This window comes from Streptomyces sp. NPDC041108 (assembly GCF_055592645.1).
The window spans coordinates 120,793-139,954 of sequence record NZ_JBVIYK010000017.1 but is presented as its reverse complement, the minus strand read 5'-3'; the positions used below and the strand labels follow the sequence as shown (position 1 = coordinate 139,954).

Annotated in this window: 14 protein-coding genes; 5 read left to right on the top strand and 9 right to left on the bottom strand. The window is 71.9% G+C overall.

The window, feature by feature from the left end; translation table 11 throughout:
• Positions 1-24: 24 nt before the first annotated feature.
• Positions 25-453, top strand: a complete 429-nt coding sequence (locus tag ACZ6BB_RS34730) for a snapalysin family zinc-dependent metalloprotease (RefSeq protein WP_471619100.1) — start codon at positions 25-27, stop codon at positions 451-453.
• Between the two features lie 152 nt (positions 454-605).
• On the opposite strand, the gene ACZ6BB_RS34725 is transcribed toward ACZ6BB_RS34730, so the two are convergent.
• From ACZ6BB_RS34725 to ACZ6BB_RS34695, 7 genes are all read right to left on the bottom strand, one after another.
• Positions 606-1,337: a dienelactone hydrolase family protein gene (locus tag ACZ6BB_RS34725; RefSeq protein ID WP_471619099.1), complete on the bottom strand. Its 732-nt coding sequence runs from the start codon at positions 1,335-1,337 to the stop codon at positions 606-608.
• A gap of 318 nt (positions 1,338-1,655) precedes the next feature.
• The gene (locus ACZ6BB_RS34720; RefSeq protein WP_471619098.1) at positions 1,656-2,192 is read right to left on the bottom strand and encodes a hypothetical protein; all 537 of its coding nucleotides are present in this window, start codon (positions 2,190-2,192) and stop codon (positions 1,656-1,658) included.
• 304 nt (positions 2,193-2,496) lie between these two features.
• Positions 2,497-2,889 (bottom strand): VOC family protein, encoded by a 393-nt coding sequence (locus ACZ6BB_RS34715; RefSeq protein ID WP_471619097.1) that lies wholly within the window; start codon positions 2,887-2,889, stop codon positions 2,497-2,499.
• 174 nt (positions 2,890-3,063) lie between these two features.
• Positions 3,064-4,494, bottom strand: coding sequence for a Re/Si-specific NAD(P)(+) transhydrogenase subunit beta (gene pntB, locus ACZ6BB_RS34710; RefSeq protein ID WP_471619096.1), 1,431 nt, complete (start codon positions 4,492-4,494; stop codon positions 3,064-3,066).
• A gap of 6 nt (positions 4,495-4,500) precedes the next feature.
• Positions 4,501-6,063 carry a Re/Si-specific NAD(P)(+) transhydrogenase subunit alpha gene (locus ACZ6BB_RS34705; protein WP_471619095.1) on the bottom strand — a complete coding sequence of 521 codons (1,563 nt, stop codon included), beginning with the start codon at positions 6,061-6,063 and terminating at the stop codon, positions 4,501-4,503.
• Positions 6,064-6,287: 224 nt separating this feature from the next.
• Positions 6,288-8,123 carry a M48 family metalloprotease gene (locus tag ACZ6BB_RS34700; RefSeq protein WP_471619094.1) on the bottom strand — a complete coding sequence of 612 codons (1,836 nt, stop codon included), beginning with the start codon at positions 8,121-8,123 and terminating at the stop codon, positions 6,288-6,290.
• 181 nt (positions 8,124-8,304) lie between these two features.
• Positions 8,305-10,017, bottom strand: coding sequence for an IlvD/Edd family dehydratase (locus tag ACZ6BB_RS34695; RefSeq protein WP_471619093.1), 1,713 nt, complete (start codon positions 10,015-10,017; stop codon positions 8,305-8,307).
• A gap of 50 nt (positions 10,018-10,067) precedes the next feature.
• Here ACZ6BB_RS34695 and ACZ6BB_RS34690 point away from each other — a divergent pair, with 50 nt between their 5' ends.
• From ACZ6BB_RS34690 to ACZ6BB_RS34680, 3 genes are all read left to right on the top strand, one after another.
• The gene (locus ACZ6BB_RS34690) at positions 10,068-10,892 is read left to right on the top strand and encodes an IclR family transcriptional regulator (RefSeq protein ID WP_471619092.1); all 825 of its coding nucleotides are present in this window, start codon (positions 10,068-10,070) and stop codon (positions 10,890-10,892) included.
• 90 nt (positions 10,893-10,982) lie between these two features.
• On the top strand, positions 10,983-11,843 hold the full coding sequence (locus ACZ6BB_RS34685; RefSeq protein WP_471619091.1) for a fumarylacetoacetate hydrolase family protein: 861 nt from the start codon (positions 10,983-10,985) through the stop codon (positions 11,841-11,843).
• Entirely contained in the window at positions 11,840-12,889 is a 1,050-nt protein-coding gene (locus ACZ6BB_RS34680) for a zinc-dependent alcohol dehydrogenase (RefSeq protein ID WP_471619090.1), read from the top strand. Before ACZ6BB_RS34685 ends, ACZ6BB_RS34680 begins: the two co-directional genes overlap by 4 nt.
• A 393-nt stretch (positions 12,890-13,282) precedes the next feature.
• On the opposite strand, the gene ACZ6BB_RS34675 is transcribed toward ACZ6BB_RS34680, so the two are convergent.
• Together ACZ6BB_RS34675 and ACZ6BB_RS34670 are read right to left on the bottom strand one after the other, a co-directional pair.
• Positions 13,283-13,537: a hypothetical protein gene (locus ACZ6BB_RS34675; protein WP_471619089.1), complete on the bottom strand. Its 255-nt coding sequence runs from the start codon at positions 13,535-13,537 to the stop codon at positions 13,283-13,285.
• 169 nt (positions 13,538-13,706) lie between these two features.
• A complete protein-coding gene (locus ACZ6BB_RS34670; RefSeq protein WP_471619088.1) occupies positions 13,707-16,475 on the bottom strand; it encodes an alpha/beta hydrolase family protein in 2,769 nt (922 codons plus the stop codon).
• A gap of 388 nt (positions 16,476-16,863) precedes the next feature.
• On the opposite strand from ACZ6BB_RS34670, the gene ACZ6BB_RS34665 reads away from it, so the two are divergent.
• On the top strand, positions 16,864-19,140 hold the full coding sequence (locus tag ACZ6BB_RS34665) for an outer membrane protein assembly factor BamB family protein (RefSeq protein ID WP_471619087.1): 2,277 nt from the start codon (positions 16,864-16,866) through the stop codon (positions 19,138-19,140).
• The last annotated feature ends 22 nt before the right edge of the window (positions 19,141-19,162 follow it).

Sequence of the window (19,162 nt, the reverse complement as noted above, 5' to 3'; positions counted from 1 at the left end):
TAACGCTCGCCCACCTCCAGGGTGATGAGCTCCAGGAACGAACGAACCGGGTTCGGGGACACGATGGTTGCCTGCGCCGTGGCAGCGGGATCAAGTTCGTCGAGCAGGACGCCCCGGCGGCGCTTCGGGTCATGGAGTACAAGACAGCCAAGGCGTCCAGTCCCACGTCAACATCAAGGGTGCGGGACGGGGTTGGGTGTATTTGGAGGTTGGGGACGCCGAGCTGTACAAGCCTCTCGCATCGTCGTCCACGAACTGGGACACATCCTCTCGCGTCCCGACATCGGCCCCGGCAGCCAGTGCTCCAGGGTGATGTCGGGAGCCTGGGCGGGCTCGGAATGCACCAACGGCCAGCCGGATGCCGCCGAAACCACCGCCGTGAAGAACTTCTTCGCCATGAACGACGTCGGCGACCGGGTCCCGTGGTGGGGGTCGGGAGTCGCCGCCCGGTAGCGGCGGTGCCGTCGTCAGTGCCCACCCGCGCCGTGACCGGCCGTGGGCACACCGATCCGCACATGTGACTCTCCCAGAGTGCGCACGGCGCCCTGAGGTGAGGATGCCGTTCGAGGGCCCGGCACGGCACCCTCACAGAAGAAGCGTCGGTATCAACCGAGGTGGCGGGCGAAGAACCGCAGCGTGCTGTCCGTCTCGAAAGCCGGAACCTCACCGTGCTTGCCGGGATTGGCGTGCAGCGACTTCTCGGTCGAGGCGAAAGCGTCGAACAGTGCCAGGCTCTGCGGTCGCGGCACTCGTTCGTCGTCCCACTGCACCAGGAACTCCACTGGAACGGTGATCTGCGCGGCGGCCTCGGCTGAGACCTCAGCACCGCCCAGACCCAGCACCGCCGCCCGAACCCGAGACTCGGCGGCGACAAGCGGGACACCGATCACGCAGCCCAGCGACACGCCCCAGTAGCCGACCGGGCCAGTGCCAACATGATGGAGCTTCTGGACCGCGTCGAGGACCGCCTGCCATTCCGGCACGATCTGTCGGACGACGAGCGCCTGGAAACTGGCGATCAGCGGGGCCAGCCCCACACCGGCTTCAAGCCGGGCCTCGTACTCCGTCGCGATCCGGGTGAACTCCTCATGATCCGGGCGATCTCCGTGGCTGGGCGCATCGACCGCCACTACGGCGAAACCGCACTCGACCACGAAACGGCGCGCACGGTCCACGATGTCAGGGGCCTTCTTGTGCCGGCCGCCGCCATGCCCCATCGCAATCAGGGGGCGGGTCCCGTCGGCACCTTGTGGAGTCCAGAGCACGCCGGGAATGTCGCCGAGGAGGAAAGCCTGTTCAAAGATGCCGTCGGACGACTTCTCAGAGGTGAAGCGCATAGCGTTCTGGACCTTTCGGTATGCCTGCGGCGGGTGCTTGTCGGCGGCCTGTGATCAGCACCCGATCACCTGCATTCCCCTGGAAAGGCACATCGATGTCCGCTCTCGCCCGCTGGTGTCAGAACGACAGCCCTGCAGGCCCAGCGGCCCGAACCACTGCCGGGCCTGCTCCACGGCCGCCCGGCGCCTCATGCGACGCACCGCGGGGAGGCAGTGTTCAGCGGGTTCATGCCGTCCACCTTCGGGGCACCAGAGGTCAGCTGCTGCACCGGGCTCCAAGGACGGCTCGCACCCGAGGCGGAGTGAGGCCGGCCAGGATCAGCACGGCGGCCGGTCCGAACGCCGCGTACCGAGTACCCGATGCCGCCACGGCCCTTCGCCGCCGGGACGGGTCCGCGCGACGCGGGGCGCCCGATCTCCGAGCCCGTGCCGGCCGCGGGAATCCGTCGGCTGCCCTGCCTTGGATCGGGACCGAAGGGCCGGTGGCCAGGCGCGCTCGAACTTCCAGGTGATGCTGGAGGCGTCGGCCGCGACGACGGTGACCGGGATGGACACGTCCTTGCCGTCGCCGTCCCGCGCGAGGCACCTCACCTCGGTGCCGGCCACCGCCTTGAGGCCGGGGCACTTCACGATGTCCGTGCCGGCGCCGATCCACGGCAGCGGGCTGTACTTCGACGCGGTACGGCCGGTGACGATCCTCCCGCTGAGCGCCTTCTGGCCGTCCACGGTCACAGTGGTGTACTCGTCGAGCGCGGTGGTCGACTCCGTACCGCTCATCGCGTACGTGAGGGCTCCGCCGCCGACGGCCACCGCCGCCACCGCGACGCCGGTGATGAGGAGGGGCTTGCGTGCCATGAGGTGCTCCTGGTGGAGAGAAGTGGGTGGGGACACCCAACCTCTCCCGTCGGCACGGGCCCGCGCCTCGGCCGGGCTTCCGGTCCTGCCGGACGCTTTCCCTCGGCGTACGGCCGATACGGGTCCGATCCGCCCGCATGCGAATCTGCCCCCGGCCTGGCGGAACGGCAGAGGCGGGTGAGCGGGGCAGGTGCCCGGCCCGTGCGGACCGCTGCCGTTGCTCACCTCCCCCGCCCCCGCTCCGGTCGTCGTGTTCCTCACAACCCCGGACGACGATCCGGCCGCTTCGCCGTCACAGCCTTCGTCACTGCTCCTGGAGCACCGACAGGACGTTCCCGGCGGGGTCGGTGAACCACGCGATCGCCGCAGGGCCACCGCCGCCGACCCGCACGATGCCCTTCTCGTCGTGGTCGAACCCGGGATAGCGCTCAAGGCTCACGCCGCGCCGCTCCAGTTCGCCGACGGCGGACTCGATGTCGTCCACCGGGAAGTTGAGGAGCGTGAACGTCGCGGGGGTGTGCGTCTCCTTGGGGTAGACGAAGACGCGCGCGCCACTGCCGAGTGTGAGGATCAGCATCCGCATCTCCCCCTCCCCGGTCGCCTCCACCCGCAGCCCCAGAGTCTCCCCGTAGAACCTGCGGGCCTCGTCGAGGTCGTCGACCGCGAAGCCGCTGAACGCCTGTGCCTGTCCGAACATGCCGTGTGTCTCCTTCTCGCGTGAGCGTCCCGAGGGCCTCAGCGCACACCACGCACACCCGGGTCGACGGCACGCCACACGGACGACGTCCGGATGGTGGCGCGCCCTTCACCCGCACGAAGCGGTGTGTCCCGGGCGACCTTCCGCCCGGGACGACGGATCACACCCCTCGATTCAGCGTGACGTGCCGGCCATCTCCGGGACCGAGGAGTCGAGGGCGTCGAGGCCGCGCAGGATGTCCTCCACCCGCTGCTTGGCGTCGCCGAAGAGCATCTGGGTGTTCTCGCGGAAGAACAGCGGGTTCTGCACGCCCGCGTAGCCGACGGCCATGGACCGCTTGAAGACCACCACGTTCGCGGCCTCCCACACGTGCAGCACGGGCATCCCGGCGATGGGGCTGGCCGGGTTGTCGATGGCGGCCGGGTTGACGGTGTCGTTGGCGCCGATGACGAGGACGACCGAGGTGGCGGGGAAGTCGTCGTTGATCTCGTCCATCTCGAGGACGATGTCGTAGGGCACGTGGGCCTCGGCGAGCAGCACGTTCATGTGTCCGGGCAGCCTGCCGGCGACGGGGTGGATGCCGAAGCGCACCTCGACACCTCGCTCGCGCAGCCTGCGCGCCAGTTCGGCCACCGGGTACTGCGCCTGGGCCACCGCCATGCCGTAGCCGGGCGTGATGATCACCGAGGAGGCGTCGTGCAGCAGTTGCGCGGTCTCCTCGGCGTTGATCTCCCGGTGCTCGCCCTGCTCGTCGTCGTCGGCCGCCGCCGGGGTGCCGAAGCCGCCCGCGATCACCGAGATGAAGGAGCGGTTCATCGCCTTGCACATGATGTACGACAGGTAGGCGCCGGAGGACCCGACGAGCGCGCCGGTGACGATGAGCAGGTTGTTGGCGAGGAGGAAACCGGAGGCCGCCGCGGCCCAGCCGGAGTAGCTGTTGAGCATGGAGACGACCACCGGCATGTCACCGCCGCCGATGGAGGCGACCAGGTGCGCGCCGAGGGCGAGCGCGATCACGGTGACGGCGATGAGCAGGCCCATGCCCGGGCGGGCCACGAAGGCGACGGTGAGCACGACGAAGGCGGCCAGGGCGCTCACGTTGAGGACGTGCTTGCCGGGCAGCGTGAGGGGGCGGGAGTCGATGCGTGCCGAGAGCTTCAGATATGCGACGACCGAGCCGGTGAAGGTGACGGCTCCGATGAACACGCCGATGAACACCTCGGCGTGGTGGATGCCCAGCAGTGACCCGGTGAGGTCGGCGTCGACGTCGAGGTAGCCGTTCCAGCCGACGAACGCGGCGGCGAGGCCGACGAGGCTGTGCATGATGGCGATCAGCTCGGGCATGCCGGTCATCTCCACGACCCGGGCGCGCCACAGTCCGATACCGGCGCCGAGGGCCGTGGCGACGGCGATCAGTACGAGACCGGTGGCCGAGATGCTCCGGGAGGCGAGAGCGACGGTGGCGGTGAGGGCGATGACCATGCCCGTGATGCCCCAGACGACTCCCGAACGGGACGTCCGGTGCTGGGACAACCCCGCGAGGCTGAGGATGAACAGCAGCGCGGCGACTACGTAGGCGGCTTCTGCGGCCGTGACAATGGTCAACGCTGATCAGCCCTTCGAGAACATGCCGAGCATGCGGCGGGTGACGGCGAATCCGCCGAAGATGTTGATGCTCGCCAGCAGGATCGCGGCGAACGACAGCAGGGTGACGGCGGTGTTCCCGTGCCCGATCTGCAGCAGTGCGCCGACCACGACGATCCCGGAGATGGCGTTGGTGACCGACATCAACGGGGTGTGCAGTGCGTGGTGCACCTGGCCGATGACGTAGAAGCCGATGACGATGGCCAGGACGAACACCGTGAAGTGGCCGATGAGTTCGCTCGGCGAGAAGGCGGTCACCAGGAACAGGGCGAGCGCTCCTGCGCCGACGAGGGCGTAGGCGGACCGGGCCGGGCGTGCGGGGTTGGCCGCCGCTGTCCCGGACAGGGAGGGCGGCGTGGGCTCCGGGGTCGCGGCGGGGGCCGGCGCTGCGGACACCTGTACCGGGGGCGGGGGCCAGGTCTTCTCGCCGTCGCGGACCACGGTCATCGAGCGCTGCACGACGTCGTCGAAGTCGAGGACGAGCCGCCCGTCCTTGCCGGGGGTGAGCAGCTTCATCAGGTTGACGAGGTTGGTGCCGTAGAGCTGGGATGCCTGGACGGGGAGCCGGCCGGGCAGGTCGGTGTAACCGATGATGGTCACGTCGTTGTCGGTGACGACTGCCTTGCCGGCGACCGTGCCCTCGACGTTGCCGCCCTGGGCGGCCGCCATGTCGACGATGACGCTGCCCGGCTTCATGCGCGCGACGTCCTCGGCGGAGAGGAGCCTGGGTGCCGGACGGCCCGGGATCAGCGCGGTGGTGATGACGATGTCGACGTCGGCCGTCTGCTCGGCGTACAGCCGTGCGGCGAGCCGGTTGTAGTCCTCCGAGGTGGCCTTGGCGTAGCCGTCGGTGCCGACTTCCTGCGTGGCGGAGACGGTGAGGAACTCGCCGCCCAGGGAGCGGACCTGCTCGGCGACCTCGGGCCGAGGGTCGGTGGCGCGGACCACGGCGCCGAGGCTGCGGGCCGCGCCGATCGCCGCGAGTCCGGCGACCCCGGCGCCGGCCACCAGGACCTTGGCGGGCGGCACCTTGCCGGCGGCGGTCACCTGGCCGGTGAAGAAGCGTCCGAAGGCGTGCGCGGCCTCGACGACGGCCCGGTATCCGGCGATGTTCGCCATCGAGCTGAGGACGTCCAGCGACTGGGCCCGCGAGATGCGGGGCACGGCGTCCATGGCCAGGACGGTGACGGGTCGCCGGGTCAGTTCGTCGACCAGCTCCGCGTTGTGGGCCGGGCCGATCAGCGCGATCAGGGTCGCCCCGTCGCGCAGCCTGCCGACCTCCTCGGTGGAGGGGCCGTTCACCTTGAGCACGATCTCCGCCGCCCACGGTTCGCCGAGCCGGGCGCCGGCCTCCTCGTAGGCCGCGTCGGCGAAGCGGGACGAGGCCCCCGCCCCCGGTTCGACCACCACGTCGTACCCGAGCGCGACGAGCCTGCGCACAGTGGCGGGTGTCGCCGCCACCCTGGTCTCGCCCGGGGTGGACTCGGCCGGGACGCCGATGCTCTGGGGTGCGGGTTCCGCTTGGACCATCCTCTGTCCCTCTTCCCGTGGACGTCGTGGTGCCGGACGTCTCCGCCCGGCGCTTGGCGTGCTCGTCCGTTCCTCGGTGCTCCTGCCTGGGGCGCTCGCCCCTGTGGCTCCTGTCCCCCTTGCAGACCCACTTGTTCACCCATGCCCCGTGAGTACGGGAGGGATACGGGGCGGACGCACTCAATCGCTGCGTGCGGAGGGCCGGGCGGAACGATCGCCGTCGGTCATCCGAAGGACAGCACGACGCGGTACTCCATCAGACCTGCGTAGTTGATCAGCAGGGCGGTCAGGGCCGCGGCGATCCCGGCCGACAGTGGTGGAAGCAGGTACAGGACCGTTCGACGCGGCGGTCGGGTTCGGGTCGGCAGCAGGGGGATGAACGCGGCGAGAAGGAGGACGAACACGGCCAGGACCGCGAGCGGAGTCACCAGGAAACGACGGGCCGTTTCGAGTGGGTCGTGCCACGTGGTCGCCCACCGGATGTAGATCGCCACGAAGGTGAGCGCGGTGGCCGGCGGCGCCGCTCGCAGGATCTCCGGCACGGATCCGGCCCCGGCGATGACGACGGCCAGGAGCACGGCCAGGCCGGCCACGGCCGCCGACCACATGTCGAGCAGTTGGACCGCGGCCCTCTCGTCCGCCTCGACGGGCGCCACCGTCCGCAGACGTACCGTGCAGGCCGCCGCGGCCGCCGCACCGGCGGAGAGCAGGACGATCAGCGGTGGGATCCGCGACACCACGGGGCCAGACATCACGGTCCCCGACACCGCAGTCCCCCGGAGACGCCACGCGAACACGCAGCCCAGGGCGGAGACGACCGCGAGGGGCCCGGTCCAGGCCGCGTCGGTCGCGAGGATCAGATATTCGGACGGTTGGGACAGCGACACGTACACCGACGAGGCTGTGCCGATCCAGAACGCGAGGCCGTACAGGATCGTGGTCACCAGCATCGGCACCATCCATCCGCCCACACGATCGGCACGCCACCACGCCCGGGCCGACGACACGCAGATCACGGTCGCCCCGGCGGTCGCCAGGGGCAGGGTGAGCAGCACCCACCAGGTGCCGTACGGGCCGTCGCTCGTGGCGCCGGTGCGATTGACCCCGATGTACAGCCCGACCGGCACGGCCGACGGGACTGTCAGAAACGCGCCCGCGCGGTGCCACCAGGGTGCCCGTGAGTCCGGGGGCGGCTGGTGCCACCATGCCGGACCGCACGCCACCGCCAGCAGCGCGCCGGCGAGGGTGCCGTCGATCGCCAGGGTCCAGCCGGCCACCGGCATGGCGGTGAACACCGGCGTCGTCACCTGGTAGGAGGCCGTGAGCACGGTCACCGCGAGGACTCCGGCGACCAACTCGTCCAGGCGGCCGAGTACGGCCGGTGGTGTCCGGTTGGCCAGGTGGGCCAGTCGTTGCTGGGGAGTGGGGTGCGTCCCGGCCAGACGCTCACGCAGCGGACGGGGGCGGGTCGTGGCCCGCTCCAGCATGGCGATCAGGCCGGGGCCCGCGCCGTCGGCCGCCGCGTGCGCGTCCGCCTCGTGTTCCCGGGCTCGGCCGATGCGTGCGCCGATGATCCACGCGGCCACCGCCAGCAGGGCGACCCGGGCGGCGTAGTCCAGCCAGATCCAGTCGAACAAGGAGCCGAGCACCGAACGGTCATGTCCGGCGAGAGCCGCGACCGTGGTCACGAGGACCGGAGACACGGCGACGATCAGCAGGGCCCGTCGCAGCCCGCGAACCAGCCAGACCAGGCGCACGTCACCGGCGCCGACATGCGCGCACTCGTGCCGCAACGCCGCCGCGATCTCGGCACGGGCCGACGCCTCGCGCCGCGCGGCATCACGATGTGCGGTGTGCCCAGGTGCTGCACCGTGAACGGCCCTGGCGCTCCAACCGCCCCAGGGCCGCGTCGAGATCCTCGACCTCCTCGGGACAGGAAGCCAGAAGAGCCTGCCGGGTGATGTCCATGACTGCAGGGTCCACGAGAACTCCTCACGCTCGATACCGGACGCACACGGGAGAGCGTCGACCGGCTCGACACCGCGGTTCCACGCCCCCATCCGCATCCCACAGCCCAGAAAATATGGTCACCACATCAAAGCCGCCGGGGAGTTCGGCGATGTTCACCCGGACGTGCCGAAGCCGATGACATCGCTTGACAGCACAACGAGGAGGCGCCCGTCCGGGCGGGCGTGGTCGTCCGCCGGAAGGCCCGTTTCGGCCGGCAGTCCACCGGCGCTGTCAGTGCGACTCGCGGGTCACCTCGGAGCCGCTGGAGCCGACCAGGAAGTCCAGGTCTGCTCCTGTGTCGGCCTGCAGGACGTGGTCGACGTAGAGGCGTTCCCAGCCGCGCCGGGGAGCGGCGAAGCCGTCGACGGTGGCCGGGTCGGGCTCGCGGGCGGCGAGTTCGGCGGCGGGGACGTCGACGTCGATGCGGCGGGCCTCGACGTCGAGGGTGATGACGTCGCCGGTGCGGACGAGCGCGAGAGGGCCGCCGGCGGCCGCTTCCGGGGCGACGTGCAGGACGACGGTGCCGTACGCCGTACCGCTCATCCGGCCGTCGCATACCCGGACCATGTCACGGACGCCCTGTTCGAGGACTTTCTTCGGCAGGGGCATGTTGGAGACCTCGGGCATGCCCGGGTAGCCCTTGGGGCCGCAGCCGCGCAGCACCAGGACGGAGTCGGCGTCCACGTCGAGGTCCGGGTCGTCGACGCGGGCGTGGAAGTCCTCGACGGAGTCGAACACGACGGCCCTCCCCCGGTGCCGGAGCAGGTGCGGGGAGGCGGCGGCCGGCTTGATCAGCGCGCCGTCGGGAGCCAGGTTGCCACGCAGGACGGCGATGCCGCCCTCGGCGACCAGCGGTTCGGCGCGGGTGCGGATGACCTCGGGGTCCCAGATCGGGGCGTCGTCGAGGAAGTCGACCAGCGGTGCGCCGGTGACGGTCAGCGCGTCGGGGTCGAGCAGGTCGCGTACTTCGCCCAGGACCGCGAGCAGGCCGCCGGCGCGATGGAAGTCCTCCATGAGGAACCGGCCGGCGGGCTGGAGGTCGACCAGGACCGGCACACGGGAGCCGATGCGGTCGAAGTCGTCCAGCGTGAGCGGGATGCCGAGCCGGCCGGCGATGGCCAGGAGATGGACGACGGCATTGGTGGAGCCGCCGACGGCGGCGAGCGCGACGATCGCGTTGTGGAAGGACGCCTTGGTCAGGAAGGTGCCCGGCCGCCGGTCTCCGGCGACCATGTCGACGGCCAGCCGGCCGGTGTGGTGAGCGGCCTCCAGCAGCCGGCTGTCGGGTGCGGGGGTCCCGGCCACGCCGGGGATCACCGTGCCCAGCGCCTCCGCGACCAGGGCCATCGTCGAGGCGGTGCCCATGGTGTTGCAGTGGCCGCGGCTGCGGATCATCGACGACTCGGAGCGTACGAACTGGTCCTGCGAGAGCGTGCCCGCGCGGACCTCCTCCGACAGCCGCCACACCCCGGTGCCGCAGCCCAGCAGGCCGCCGCGGAAGGTGCCGTTGAGCATCGGCCCGCCGGGGACGACGACCGCGGGCAGATCGACCGACGCGGCGGCCATCAGCAGCGAGGGGATGGTCTTGTCGCAGCCGCCCAGCAGCACCACGCCGTCGATGGGGTTCGCCCGCAGCATCTCCTCGGTGGCCATCGCGGCCATGTTCCGCCACAGCATGGCGGTGGGCCGCACGTTCGTCTCCCCCAGCGACACCACGGGGAGGTCCAGCGGGATGCCGCCGGCCTCGTACACGCCGTTGCGGACCGAGGCCGCGACCTCGTCGAGGTGCGCGTTGCAGGGGGTCAGGTCGGAGGCGGTGTTGGCGATGGCGATCTGGGGGCGGCCGGTGAAGGCGTCGTCCGGCACGCCCCGCCGCATCCACGCCCGGTGGATGTAGGCGTTGCGGTCCTGGCCCGCGTACCACTGTGCGCTACGTAGAGGCATCCCGGCACCGCTTCCAATAATCGGTATGACGATCTAAATTTTGGAACGCCATGAAGCATATGCAGACGTCCGACGGATCGACAGACCCCGGCGGGGACGGCGCGACCGGCACCGACGGCGGTCGGCTCGTCGGCTCGGACCGGGTACTCGCCGTCCTCAAGGAGCTCGCGCGCCATCCCGACGGGGTGGGCCTGGACGAGCTGACCCGCGCGATCGGCAGCCCGAAGCCGACCGTGCACCGCGCGCTCGGCGCCCTGCGCCGGGCGGGCCTCGCCGATCAGGACGCGGGCAGCCGTTATGTGCTCGGGGACGAGTTCCTGCGCATGGCGTTCGCCCATCACGAGGCCCGCCCCGACCACGTACGGGTCCGCCCTGCGCTGGAGGCGCTGGCGGAGCGGTTCGGCGAGACGGCGCACTACGCGGTCCTGGACGGCCGGGAGGTCGTCTACCGGGCCAAGGTCGACCCGCCCTCCGGCGCCGCGAAGCTGACGTCGACCATCGGCGGTCGCAACTCGGCCCACACCACGGCGGTCGGAAAACTGCTGCTCTCCGGCGAGCTGACGTCCCTGGAGGAGGTCGAGACATGGGCCGGCGGCCACCCGCTGGAGCGCCGCACTCCCCGGTCGCTGTGCACGGCCGCCGAACTGCACCGCGCACTTGAGGCCGCGGCCGCACAGGGCTACGCCTGCGACGACCAGGAGAACGAGACCGGCGTCAACTGCCTCGCCGTGCCCGTGTACCTCACCTCGCCCACGACCCCCTCCGGGGCGGTGAGCGTGAGCGCGCTCGCCTACCGGACTCCGCTGTCCGACCTGGTGAACGGGTTCGAGGAGATCCGTGCCCTGCTCGGCCCGCTCGCCGCACCCCACGCCTGACGCACCGTCACCCATCCCGCCCTCACCTCACCTCACCTCACCCGCCGTCACCTACACTCCCCGTCCCGTACCACCCCTGGAGACAGACCCGTGTACCTCATGCGCATCGGCGCCCCGGGCGCCGAGAAGCCCGTCGCCCGCATCGACGACGAGACGTACGTCGACCTTTCCGACGTCGTCACGGACTTCGACGAGCAGTTCTTCGGATCGGGCGGCATCGACCGCGTCCGCCCCGTCGTGGCCGAGCGGACGGCCGCCGGCCAGGTGGCGCGGTTCGCCGGGGAGCGTGTCGGCGCCCCGTTCGCCCGCCCTCACCAGATCCTGTGCATCGGGCTCAACTACCGTGACCACGCGGCCGAGAGCGGTATGCCCGTGCCCGACGAGCCGATCCTGTTCACCAAATCGCCCAACACCCTGATCGGCCCGTACGACGACGTGCGTATCCCGCGCGGCTCCACGAAGACCGACTGGGAGGTGGAGCTGGGCATCGTCATCGGCCGCCGCACCGCCTACCTCGACTCGGTGGACGCGGCCCGGGACGCCATCGCCGGATACGTCGTCGTCAACGATGTCAGCGAGCGCGCCTTCCAGCTGGAGCGCGGCGGGCAATGGGCCAAGGGCAAGTCCGCCGAGACCTTCAACCCCGCCGGCCCCTGGCTCGCCACCACCGACGAGATCGACGACGTCCTCGACCTCGGCATGTGGCTGGACGTCAACGGGGTGCGCCGGCAGACCGGCAGCACCAAGACGATGATCTTCGACCCGTACGTCATCGTGCACTACCTCAGCCAGTTCCTCGTCCTGGAGCCCGGCGACCTCATCAACACCGGCACCCCGCCGGGCGTCGGCCTGGGCCTCACGCCGCCCGTCTACCTCCAGCCCGGTGACGTGATGGAACTGGGCATCGACCGTCTCGGCACCCAGCGCCAGCACGTCCTGGCCCCCCGGTGAGCACTGCCGTCGTACGCGCCTTCGTACTGACCGGCCCCGGAAAGTACGAGGTGCGGGAGCTGCCCGCGCCGGTGGCCGGGCCCGGCGAGGTCGTGGTCGACGTGGCGCGGGTCGGCGTGTGCGGCACCGACCTGGAGTTCTTCAGCGGCGAGATGGCCTACCTGCGCCAAGGACACGCCGCCTATCCGATGCGGCTGGGCCACGAATGGTCCGGCCGGGTCGTGGCCGTCGGCGACCAGGTCGACCCCGGCTGGGTCGGCCGCCGGGTCATGGGCGACACCATGCTCGGCTGTGGCGCCTGCCGCCGCTGTCTGCGCGGCCGTCAGCACGTGTGCGAACAGCGTCAGGAGGTCGGCATCCGCGGCGGCCGGGCCGGTGCGCTGGCGGAGCAACTCGCCGTACCCGCCTCCTCGTTGCACGCCCTGCCCGACTCGGTCGACGACGCCCTCGGCGCGCTCGTGGAACCCGGCGGCAATGCTCTGCGTGCCGCGCGGGCCGCCACGCTGCGCCCCGGCGACCGTGCCCTGGTCCTGGGCCCGGGCGCGATCGGCCTGCTGGTGGCCATGTTCCTGCGCGCCGCCGGAGCCGAGGTCCATCTGTTGGGCGCCACCGAGACCTCCCTCGCCTTCGCCCGGCGGCTGGGCTTCGAGCACGGCTGGACGGAGGACACGGTCCCCGGCCTGCCCTTCGACGCGATCGTCGACGCCACCAACGCCGCCCCGCTGCCCGCCAGAGCGCTGGAACTCGTCGAGCCGGGCGGGCGGCTCGTGTACATCGGACTGTCCAGCGAGCCCAGTCGCATCGACACCCGCACCCTCGTCCTCAAGGACGTCACCGCGGTCGGCATCCTGTCCGCCTCCCCCGGCCTCGACGCCACCATCCGCGCCTACGCCGACAGGACGGTCGATCCCAGGCCGCTCATCGCGGCCACCGTCGGCCTCGACGAGGTCGGCCCCGTGCTCGCCGGCCGGCGGCCGGCGGACGCGGGGCCCGGCCCCAAGATCCATGTCGACCCCCGCTCCAGCACGGCGAGGACGGCCCGGTGAGCGACATCGACGACGACGCCGAGTGGGCGCGGGTCCTCTGCGTCCGTCCCACCGGCATCGGCAGGGTCACCCGGGTCGCGCTCCCTCGCGTTCGTCTGCGGCGTCGACGCCGACAACCACGCCAGTCGGCGGTGCGTCGAATCCGCCGGCTTCGCTCTCGCCGACCCCGCACCGGACCACGAGGGGATGCTCGCTGCTACCGCCGCCCCGCCCGACGCCGCGATGGCACCTGGCGTGAGCCGCGTGCTCTGCTGTCCGGTGCCGGACTTCTCCTCGTAGCGCGACAGGGCCGCCGGCTGCCGGTCGACGGCGGCCGCGACCCGGCGTTCGACGTCGGGGGTGGCAGGGAGGGCCTGCTCGGGCGGCGGGGAGTGGCCCCGCGATGCGCGGCCCTCAGTTCGCGTCGCTGATGGCCTTCCGCGCGGCACTCGTCGTCACGATCTCGGTGGCCGTGCCCAGCGGTGTCTCTGCCCAGCCGAGCAGCGCCCGCGTGATGGCGATCGCCTGGATGGTTCCTGTGCCGCGCTCGACCAGCAGACGTTGCACGGCCTCCATCCCGTCGTTCGCGAGCACGGGCCGGCATTGCCCGGCGAGCGCGGTCCATCGGGCGGCTACCTCGGGCCTCAACCCGGCGACGTGGTCGAACATGGATGGATCCTCCCTGGCATCGCATGGCGCGAGAACGGCGCCCTGTGCGGGTCCCTGTGTACCTGGCTCGGGACGGGACGACCAGGACGGGTGACCTGGTGAAGTGTGGGGTCCGGCCGAGCCGGACCCCACACGCGGAGGTTCCCGCACACCCCCCTACATGCCGTGCCTAGCCCTTGTCGAGCACCGTCCCCGTCAGCACGGGCCTGTCGGGCAGCGGCTCGGCGCGGCGGTCGGTCAGCGCGAGCCGCATCGACTCGGTCGGCTCGGCCACCTGGTCGTGGACGGTGGGAACGACGAAGTCCACGCCGGTGCTCCCGGGCGGGATGTTCACCCACACCCACAGGTGCGTGGCGGACAGCGGTCGCTCGGGGTCGGACTCGTCACCGGACTGCTCCTCCAGCCACTGCGGGTCCACGTCCTTGGTGGACAGCTCGGCGCCCTCGGTGGCCGGCAGCACCCGAACCGGCTGCCAGATGTCCGACGCCGCGGGCACGTCCACGGACAACCGCCAGGTCAGCGTCTCTCCCTCGGTCACCCGGTCCGCGACCGGCGACAGGGTGATCACCGGCTCGGGGTCGTCGTTCTGCACGGTGAGCCCGCCCCGGTACTTGCCGACGACGGCGCCCCGGACGGCCTTGACGGCGATGTCGTGCTCCACGTCGTCGCCGTAGACCGTGTCGCCCTTCACATCGACCGGCACGTCGATCGCGTCGCTGCCGGGCCGTACGGTCACCAGGCGCGTCTCGGTCCGGCCGCCGTCCGGGGCGAGGACGTACACGCGGACCTGTCCGCTGCCGCGCCCGGAGATCTCGACCGGGATCCGGTAGGTGCGGGTACCGGAGTCGCCCTCCTTGACCAGCGTGCGGCCCACGTCGACACGCGGCAGTGCCGCCGCCTTCACCGCCGGGGTGCCGGGGGCCCAGCCCCAGGCGTCCATCAGCCAGGCCCGGCCGGACCTCGAACGGGGAGTCAGCTCAAGGGATTTGACGCGCTTGAGATCGAGCCCGGCCCGCGTCGCCGCCGACAGCGGGACGCGTACTTCCTGTGCCCAGTAGGAGGCGGTGTCCGCGGAGCCCGGGAGTCCGTCCACCCGGACCCGGCCCAGCGTCACACGGCGGTCGGAGGAGTCGGTGACGGACACGTCGACCTTCGTGCCGGTCGTGTTCGGCGGTACGAAGACCCGCAGCGCGAGCTTCTGAGAGCCGCGGAGGGAGATCGCCTCGGTCGGAGTGATACGCGCGGTGGTGCCCGGCGTGGACCACTTCAGGTCGACCGCGCCGCGGCCGGTCTCCCGCTCCGTCTCCCACGACGCGAAGTGCGGTGACGATCCGGGCGTCTCCGGGTGCAGACAGGCCACGGCCGGGTCGGGGTGGGCCGCCGAACACAGCCGGGCGCCCTTGACCTTCGCCCCGGCGTCCGGCAGGAAGCCACCGCCGCGGCGGCCGCCGACCGCGTGGGTCAGTACCCGGGCCGGGTCCGCGGACGGGGCGCGCCTGCCGGAACCGTCGAGCAGCGGACGCACCCGGTCGTCCCCGGCGACGAAGAGCCGGGCCGCGGCGGCGATGTAGGTGGCTCCCGCCCTGTGCTGCTGGGTGGCGCTCAGCCGCGTCGCGGCACCCGGAGTGCACACCGGGTCCGGTTGCTCCGGGTCGGACGCGAAGTCGTCATCGGCCGGTGCGACGGCCTCGCCCGGGGTCCACTCGCTGTTGAAGTAGTTGTGGTTGGCGCCGACCATGTAGACCGCGCTGTGCAGGGCCGTGCCCCGCCCGGTCCCGCGCGTCCCGTCGACGAAGTTCTCGCCCTGCAGGTCGGACACGTCGCCGTCACAGCCCGGCAGCAGCGTCACGGACGGCACGTCGGCGACCGGGTTCTGGCCGAAGATCGTCGGTGCGATGAGCACCGTTCCGCGCACCTTCCAGCGCACCGGGCCCCGGTAGCCGTCCTCGGCGGCCGGCGGCGGGTAGAGGCTGTCCATGGCTGCCCGGTTGACGCCCTCGCCACCGCGCGAGTGGCCGACGAGCAGGACCCGGGACAGGTCGGCCTTCGGTGCCTGGCGTACGACGGCCGGGGCGGTGGACCGCCGGGCGCTCCACTCGGCCCAGCGGGCGAGGTGCTGCCGTACGAGCGAGGAACGCGCCTGCGCGCCGGCGTCCTCGGTCTCCCCGTCCTGGGCGTTGATGCCGTTCGCCGAGACCGACACCGTCACATAGCCCTGGGAGGCCAGCAGTCGCTGGTCCCGCAGATAGCCCAGGTGGCTCGGAACGGGCTTGTAGCCGTCCGCGCAGGGCCAGTCGATGTTCACGTCGTCCTCGGTGCCCGGCTTGTAGCAGGTCTCGTGGCGGCCGTGCAGGAACAGGGCCAGCGGCCGGCTGCCCGTGGCGCCCTTCGGTGCCACGACCCGGGCGGTCATCTCCACCGGGGTGGCGTACCCGGGCAGACGCACCGGGTCGAGGTCGTATGTTCCGGTGATCGTGCGGTACGAGCCGGGCTTGCCCGGATCGACTCCGTTCGCCGGCACCTGCGCGGGCATCCGTGCCGCGCCCGATCCGGACCCGCGCGTCTCGTCGGCCGCCGCCGCGTCCAGCCGGCGCCCGGCGGCGGTCACTTGCAGATCCGTCAGCTGTTCGGGCAGTGCCTGGCCGAGGCCGAGCCGGAAGGTCCGCCCGTCCCTCGCCGGCTTCGGCACCCCGAGCAGCCGGTCCCCGGCACGGAACTCGACCCGGGCGTCCCGTGTGGGCACGGTCTTCGGCGCACGCCAGACCAGCTCGTGCGCCCCGCCCTTCCTGTCGATCCGCCACCCCGGCGGAAGCGGGCCGTCGTCCCTCACGTCCGACGACCGGGACGGGTGCGGCTGTTCGGCCTGTGCCGGTCCGGGCGCGCCGGCCAGGGCCGCCAGCACCGCCACGGCGGTCACACATATTCGCCGCGCACGCATCAATGGTCCTCTCCTCAAACCCCTGTGCGCAGACGTCCCGTCGGTCCCAGGCGTCTCACGCGTCACGTAGGACGAGAAGAGGCGTCCGAGGGTTGACCACACCGGTGATTTCCCGCAACCCGGCGGCGACCAGTGAGGAGAGGACAGCGGCATCGGACGCCCTGGCTCCGGGGCGACGCACCGGAGACGGCCATGGGAACCGTCCCTCACCTCTTGACCCGCACCGGTGCGCACGCATGTGTCCCGTTTCGTGGAGAACGGTGTCCGCGGGGCGCCGATCCATGGGCCGTGAGCGGGCCGGCGGGGCACTACGATCGCCCGCGTGTCCTGCGCGGCCCAGTGCCGCACAGGGGGGTCTGCGGGATCGTCGGGTGGTCGAGGGAGCGTCATGGCGGGGCGAATGCTGGCGGGTCGCTACGAGTTGGAGGTGTTGCTGGGGCGCGGGGGGATGGGCGAGGTTTGGGTCGCACATGACACCCGTATCCAGCGGCGGGTGGCGGTCAAGCTCCTCCAGCCGCACCTGGAGGGCGGTGAGGGGACCCGGCTGTTCTTCCGTGAGGCGCGCACGGCCGGTGGCCTGAACCACCCCGGCATCGTCACCGTCCACGATCTGGGCGAGGACGCGGACGGCACGCTCTTCCTGGTCATGGAGATGCTCTCGGGGCGGGATCTGTCGACCGTGCTCCGCAAGGACGGCCCTCCGCCGGTCGCGGACGCGCTGGGCTGGACCGCCCAGGCGGCGGACGCCCTGGCCGCCGCCCATGCCGCGGGGATCGTGCACCGCGACCTCAAGCCCGCGAACCTGATGCTCACCGACGCCGGCCTGCTCAAGATCCTCGACTTCGGCATCGCGCGCTACGCGGCCACGACCACGGCGAGCAGCGCGGTGGTGGGGACCGTGGCCTACATGCCGCCGGAACGGCTGTCCGGGCGGGCGGGCGACAGCCGGGCGGATCTGTATGCGCTGGGTTGCGTGCTGTACGAACTCCTCACCGGTGAGCGCCTGTTCGGGGATCTGGACACCGCCGCACTCCTGGTGGCCCACCTGCAGCAGGTTCCGTCGGCGCCCAGTCAGGTGCGTCCGGGGCCGGGACCGGCCGTGGACGCGCTGGTGCTGGAGATGCTGGCGAAGGACCCCGACGACCGTCCCGCCACGGCGGACGAGGTCCGTGACCGGCTGCGTGCCGCCCTGCCGGCCTCCTCGCGGCCCGGGCGGGCCGCCGCGACGGTGCCCGCCGGTCCGGCCGCGGTGACACAGCCAGCCGCTCCCGCGCGGCCCCGCCGACCGGGTCCGCCCGGAGCGCCGGATGGCTCAGCCGCGCGTGGCCCGGCTGTCGGCGGGGACGCGCCGACGGCCGTCCCCACCGTCACTCCGTTCACCTCGGCCGCTCCGGCCTCCCCGACATGGGCCGCTCCGCCCCAGGGACGCACCGCAGCCGACTCACATCCGTTCGGTGTTCCGGCGTGGGCCACGCAGACCGCCCCGGGCTCACCCCCGCCGCCCGGTGGCAACCTCTTCACGGACCCGTTGTCCGTGTCCGTCACCGTCGGGCCGGGTGCGCGCCGTGCCCGCCCCTGGGCCGCGGTGCTGGGGGGCGGCCTGGCGGCCGCTGTCGTGGTCGCGGGTCTCGCCGTCGGCGGGATGGCCCTCATGTCGAGCCTCTCCCACCTGTACGACGGCGACGCCGAGGACTCCCCCACGGGCGGCAGCCGGTGGACCTTCGCCACCACCGGAGCCGTCAAGTCGGCGCCCGTGGTGTCGGACGGCACCGTCTACGTGACCAGCAACGACCGCAAGGTGTACGCGCTGGACGCGGCCACCGGCGACAAGAAGTGGGCGTATCGCACCGGAGACGCGATCGAGGCCTCGCCGTTCGTGTCGGGCGGCACGGTCTATGTCGGCAGCCGCGACGGCAAGGTGTACGCGCTGGACGCGGCCACCGGGGACAAGAAATGGGCCTACACCACCGGAGCCGGCGTCGAGTCCACACCGGTCGAGGCCGACGGCACGGTGTATGTCGGCAGTGGTGACGCCCAGGTGTACGCGCTCGACGCGCGGACGGGGGCCCGGAAGTGGTCCCACCGCACCGAGGGTGCCGTCGAGACCCGCCCCGTGGTGGCGCGCGGCACCGTCTATGTCGGCAGCGGCGACAGCAAGGTGTACGCGCTGGACGCGGCCACCGGGGACAAGAAGTGGACGTATCCCACCCGTGACTGGATCGAGTCGGCACCCGTCCTGTCGGGTGACACGCTCTACGTCGGCAGCCGGGACGAGACGCTCTACGCGCTGGACCCGACGACCGGCGCGGAGAAGTGGTCCGTCGCCAGCGGCGACTGGCAGGGCTCCGCGCCCGCGGTGGTCGGGAACATCGTCTACGCCTCCGGGGAGGGCGAACTGATGGCCCTGGACGCGGCGACCGGCCGCCGCAAGTGGCAGAGCACCTCCGTCGGTTACGGAACCCCCTACGCCCCGGTGGTGTCGAAAGGTGTCGTGTACGTGGTCAGCGGCGACCACGTGTACGCGGTCGACGCGGGCACGGGCGACACCAACTGGAACGCGACCACGACCGCCATGGCCGGCTCCGCGCCGGCCGTGGCCGACGGCACGGTCTATGTGGGCGACGCCGAGGGCAAGGTGTACGCCATCAGCGAGGACGGGGACTGAGCCTGCCCGCCAGGCTGCCGTG

Coding starts and splice junctions, on each gene's coding strand:
- ACZ6BB_RS34725 (WP_471619099.1), bottom strand. CDS start 1,337: ATGCGCTTCACCTCTGAGAAGTCGTCCGACGGCATCTTTGAACAGGCT.
- ACZ6BB_RS34695 (WP_471619093.1), bottom strand. CDS start 10,017: ATGCCTCTACGTAGCGCACAGTGGTACGCGGGCCAGGACCGCAACGCC.
- ACZ6BB_RS34690 (WP_471619092.1), top strand. CDS start 10,068: ATGAAGCATATGCAGACGTCCGACGGATCGACAGACCCCGGCGGGGAC.
- ACZ6BB_RS34700 (WP_471619094.1), bottom strand. CDS start 8,123: ATGGGGGCGTGGAACCGCGGTGTCGAGCCGGTCGACGCTCTCCCGTGT.
- ACZ6BB_RS34665 (WP_471619087.1), top strand. CDS start 16,864: ATGGCGGGGCGAATGCTGGCGGGTCGCTACGAGTTGGAGGTGTTGCTG.
- ACZ6BB_RS34730 (WP_471619100.1), top strand. CDS start 25: ATGAGCTCCAGGAACGAACGAACCGGGTTCGGGGACACGATGGTTGCC.
- ACZ6BB_RS34670 (WP_471619088.1), bottom strand. CDS start 16,475: ATGCGTGCGCGGCGAATATGTGTGACCGCCGTGGCGGTGCTGGCGGCC.
- ACZ6BB_RS34715 (WP_471619097.1), bottom strand. CDS start 2,889: ATGTTCGGACAGGCACAGGCGTTCAGCGGCTTCGCGGTCGACGACCTC.
- ACZ6BB_RS34675 (WP_471619089.1), bottom strand. CDS start 13,537: ATGTTCGACCACGTCGCCGGGTTGAGGCCCGAGGTAGCCGCCCGATGG.
- ACZ6BB_RS34705 (WP_471619095.1), bottom strand. CDS start 6,063: ATGGTCCAAGCGGAACCCGCACCCCAGAGCATCGGCGTCCCGGCCGAG.
- ACZ6BB_RS34720 (WP_471619098.1), bottom strand. CDS start 2,192: ATGGCACGCAAGCCCCTCCTCATCACCGGCGTCGCGGTGGCGGCGGTG.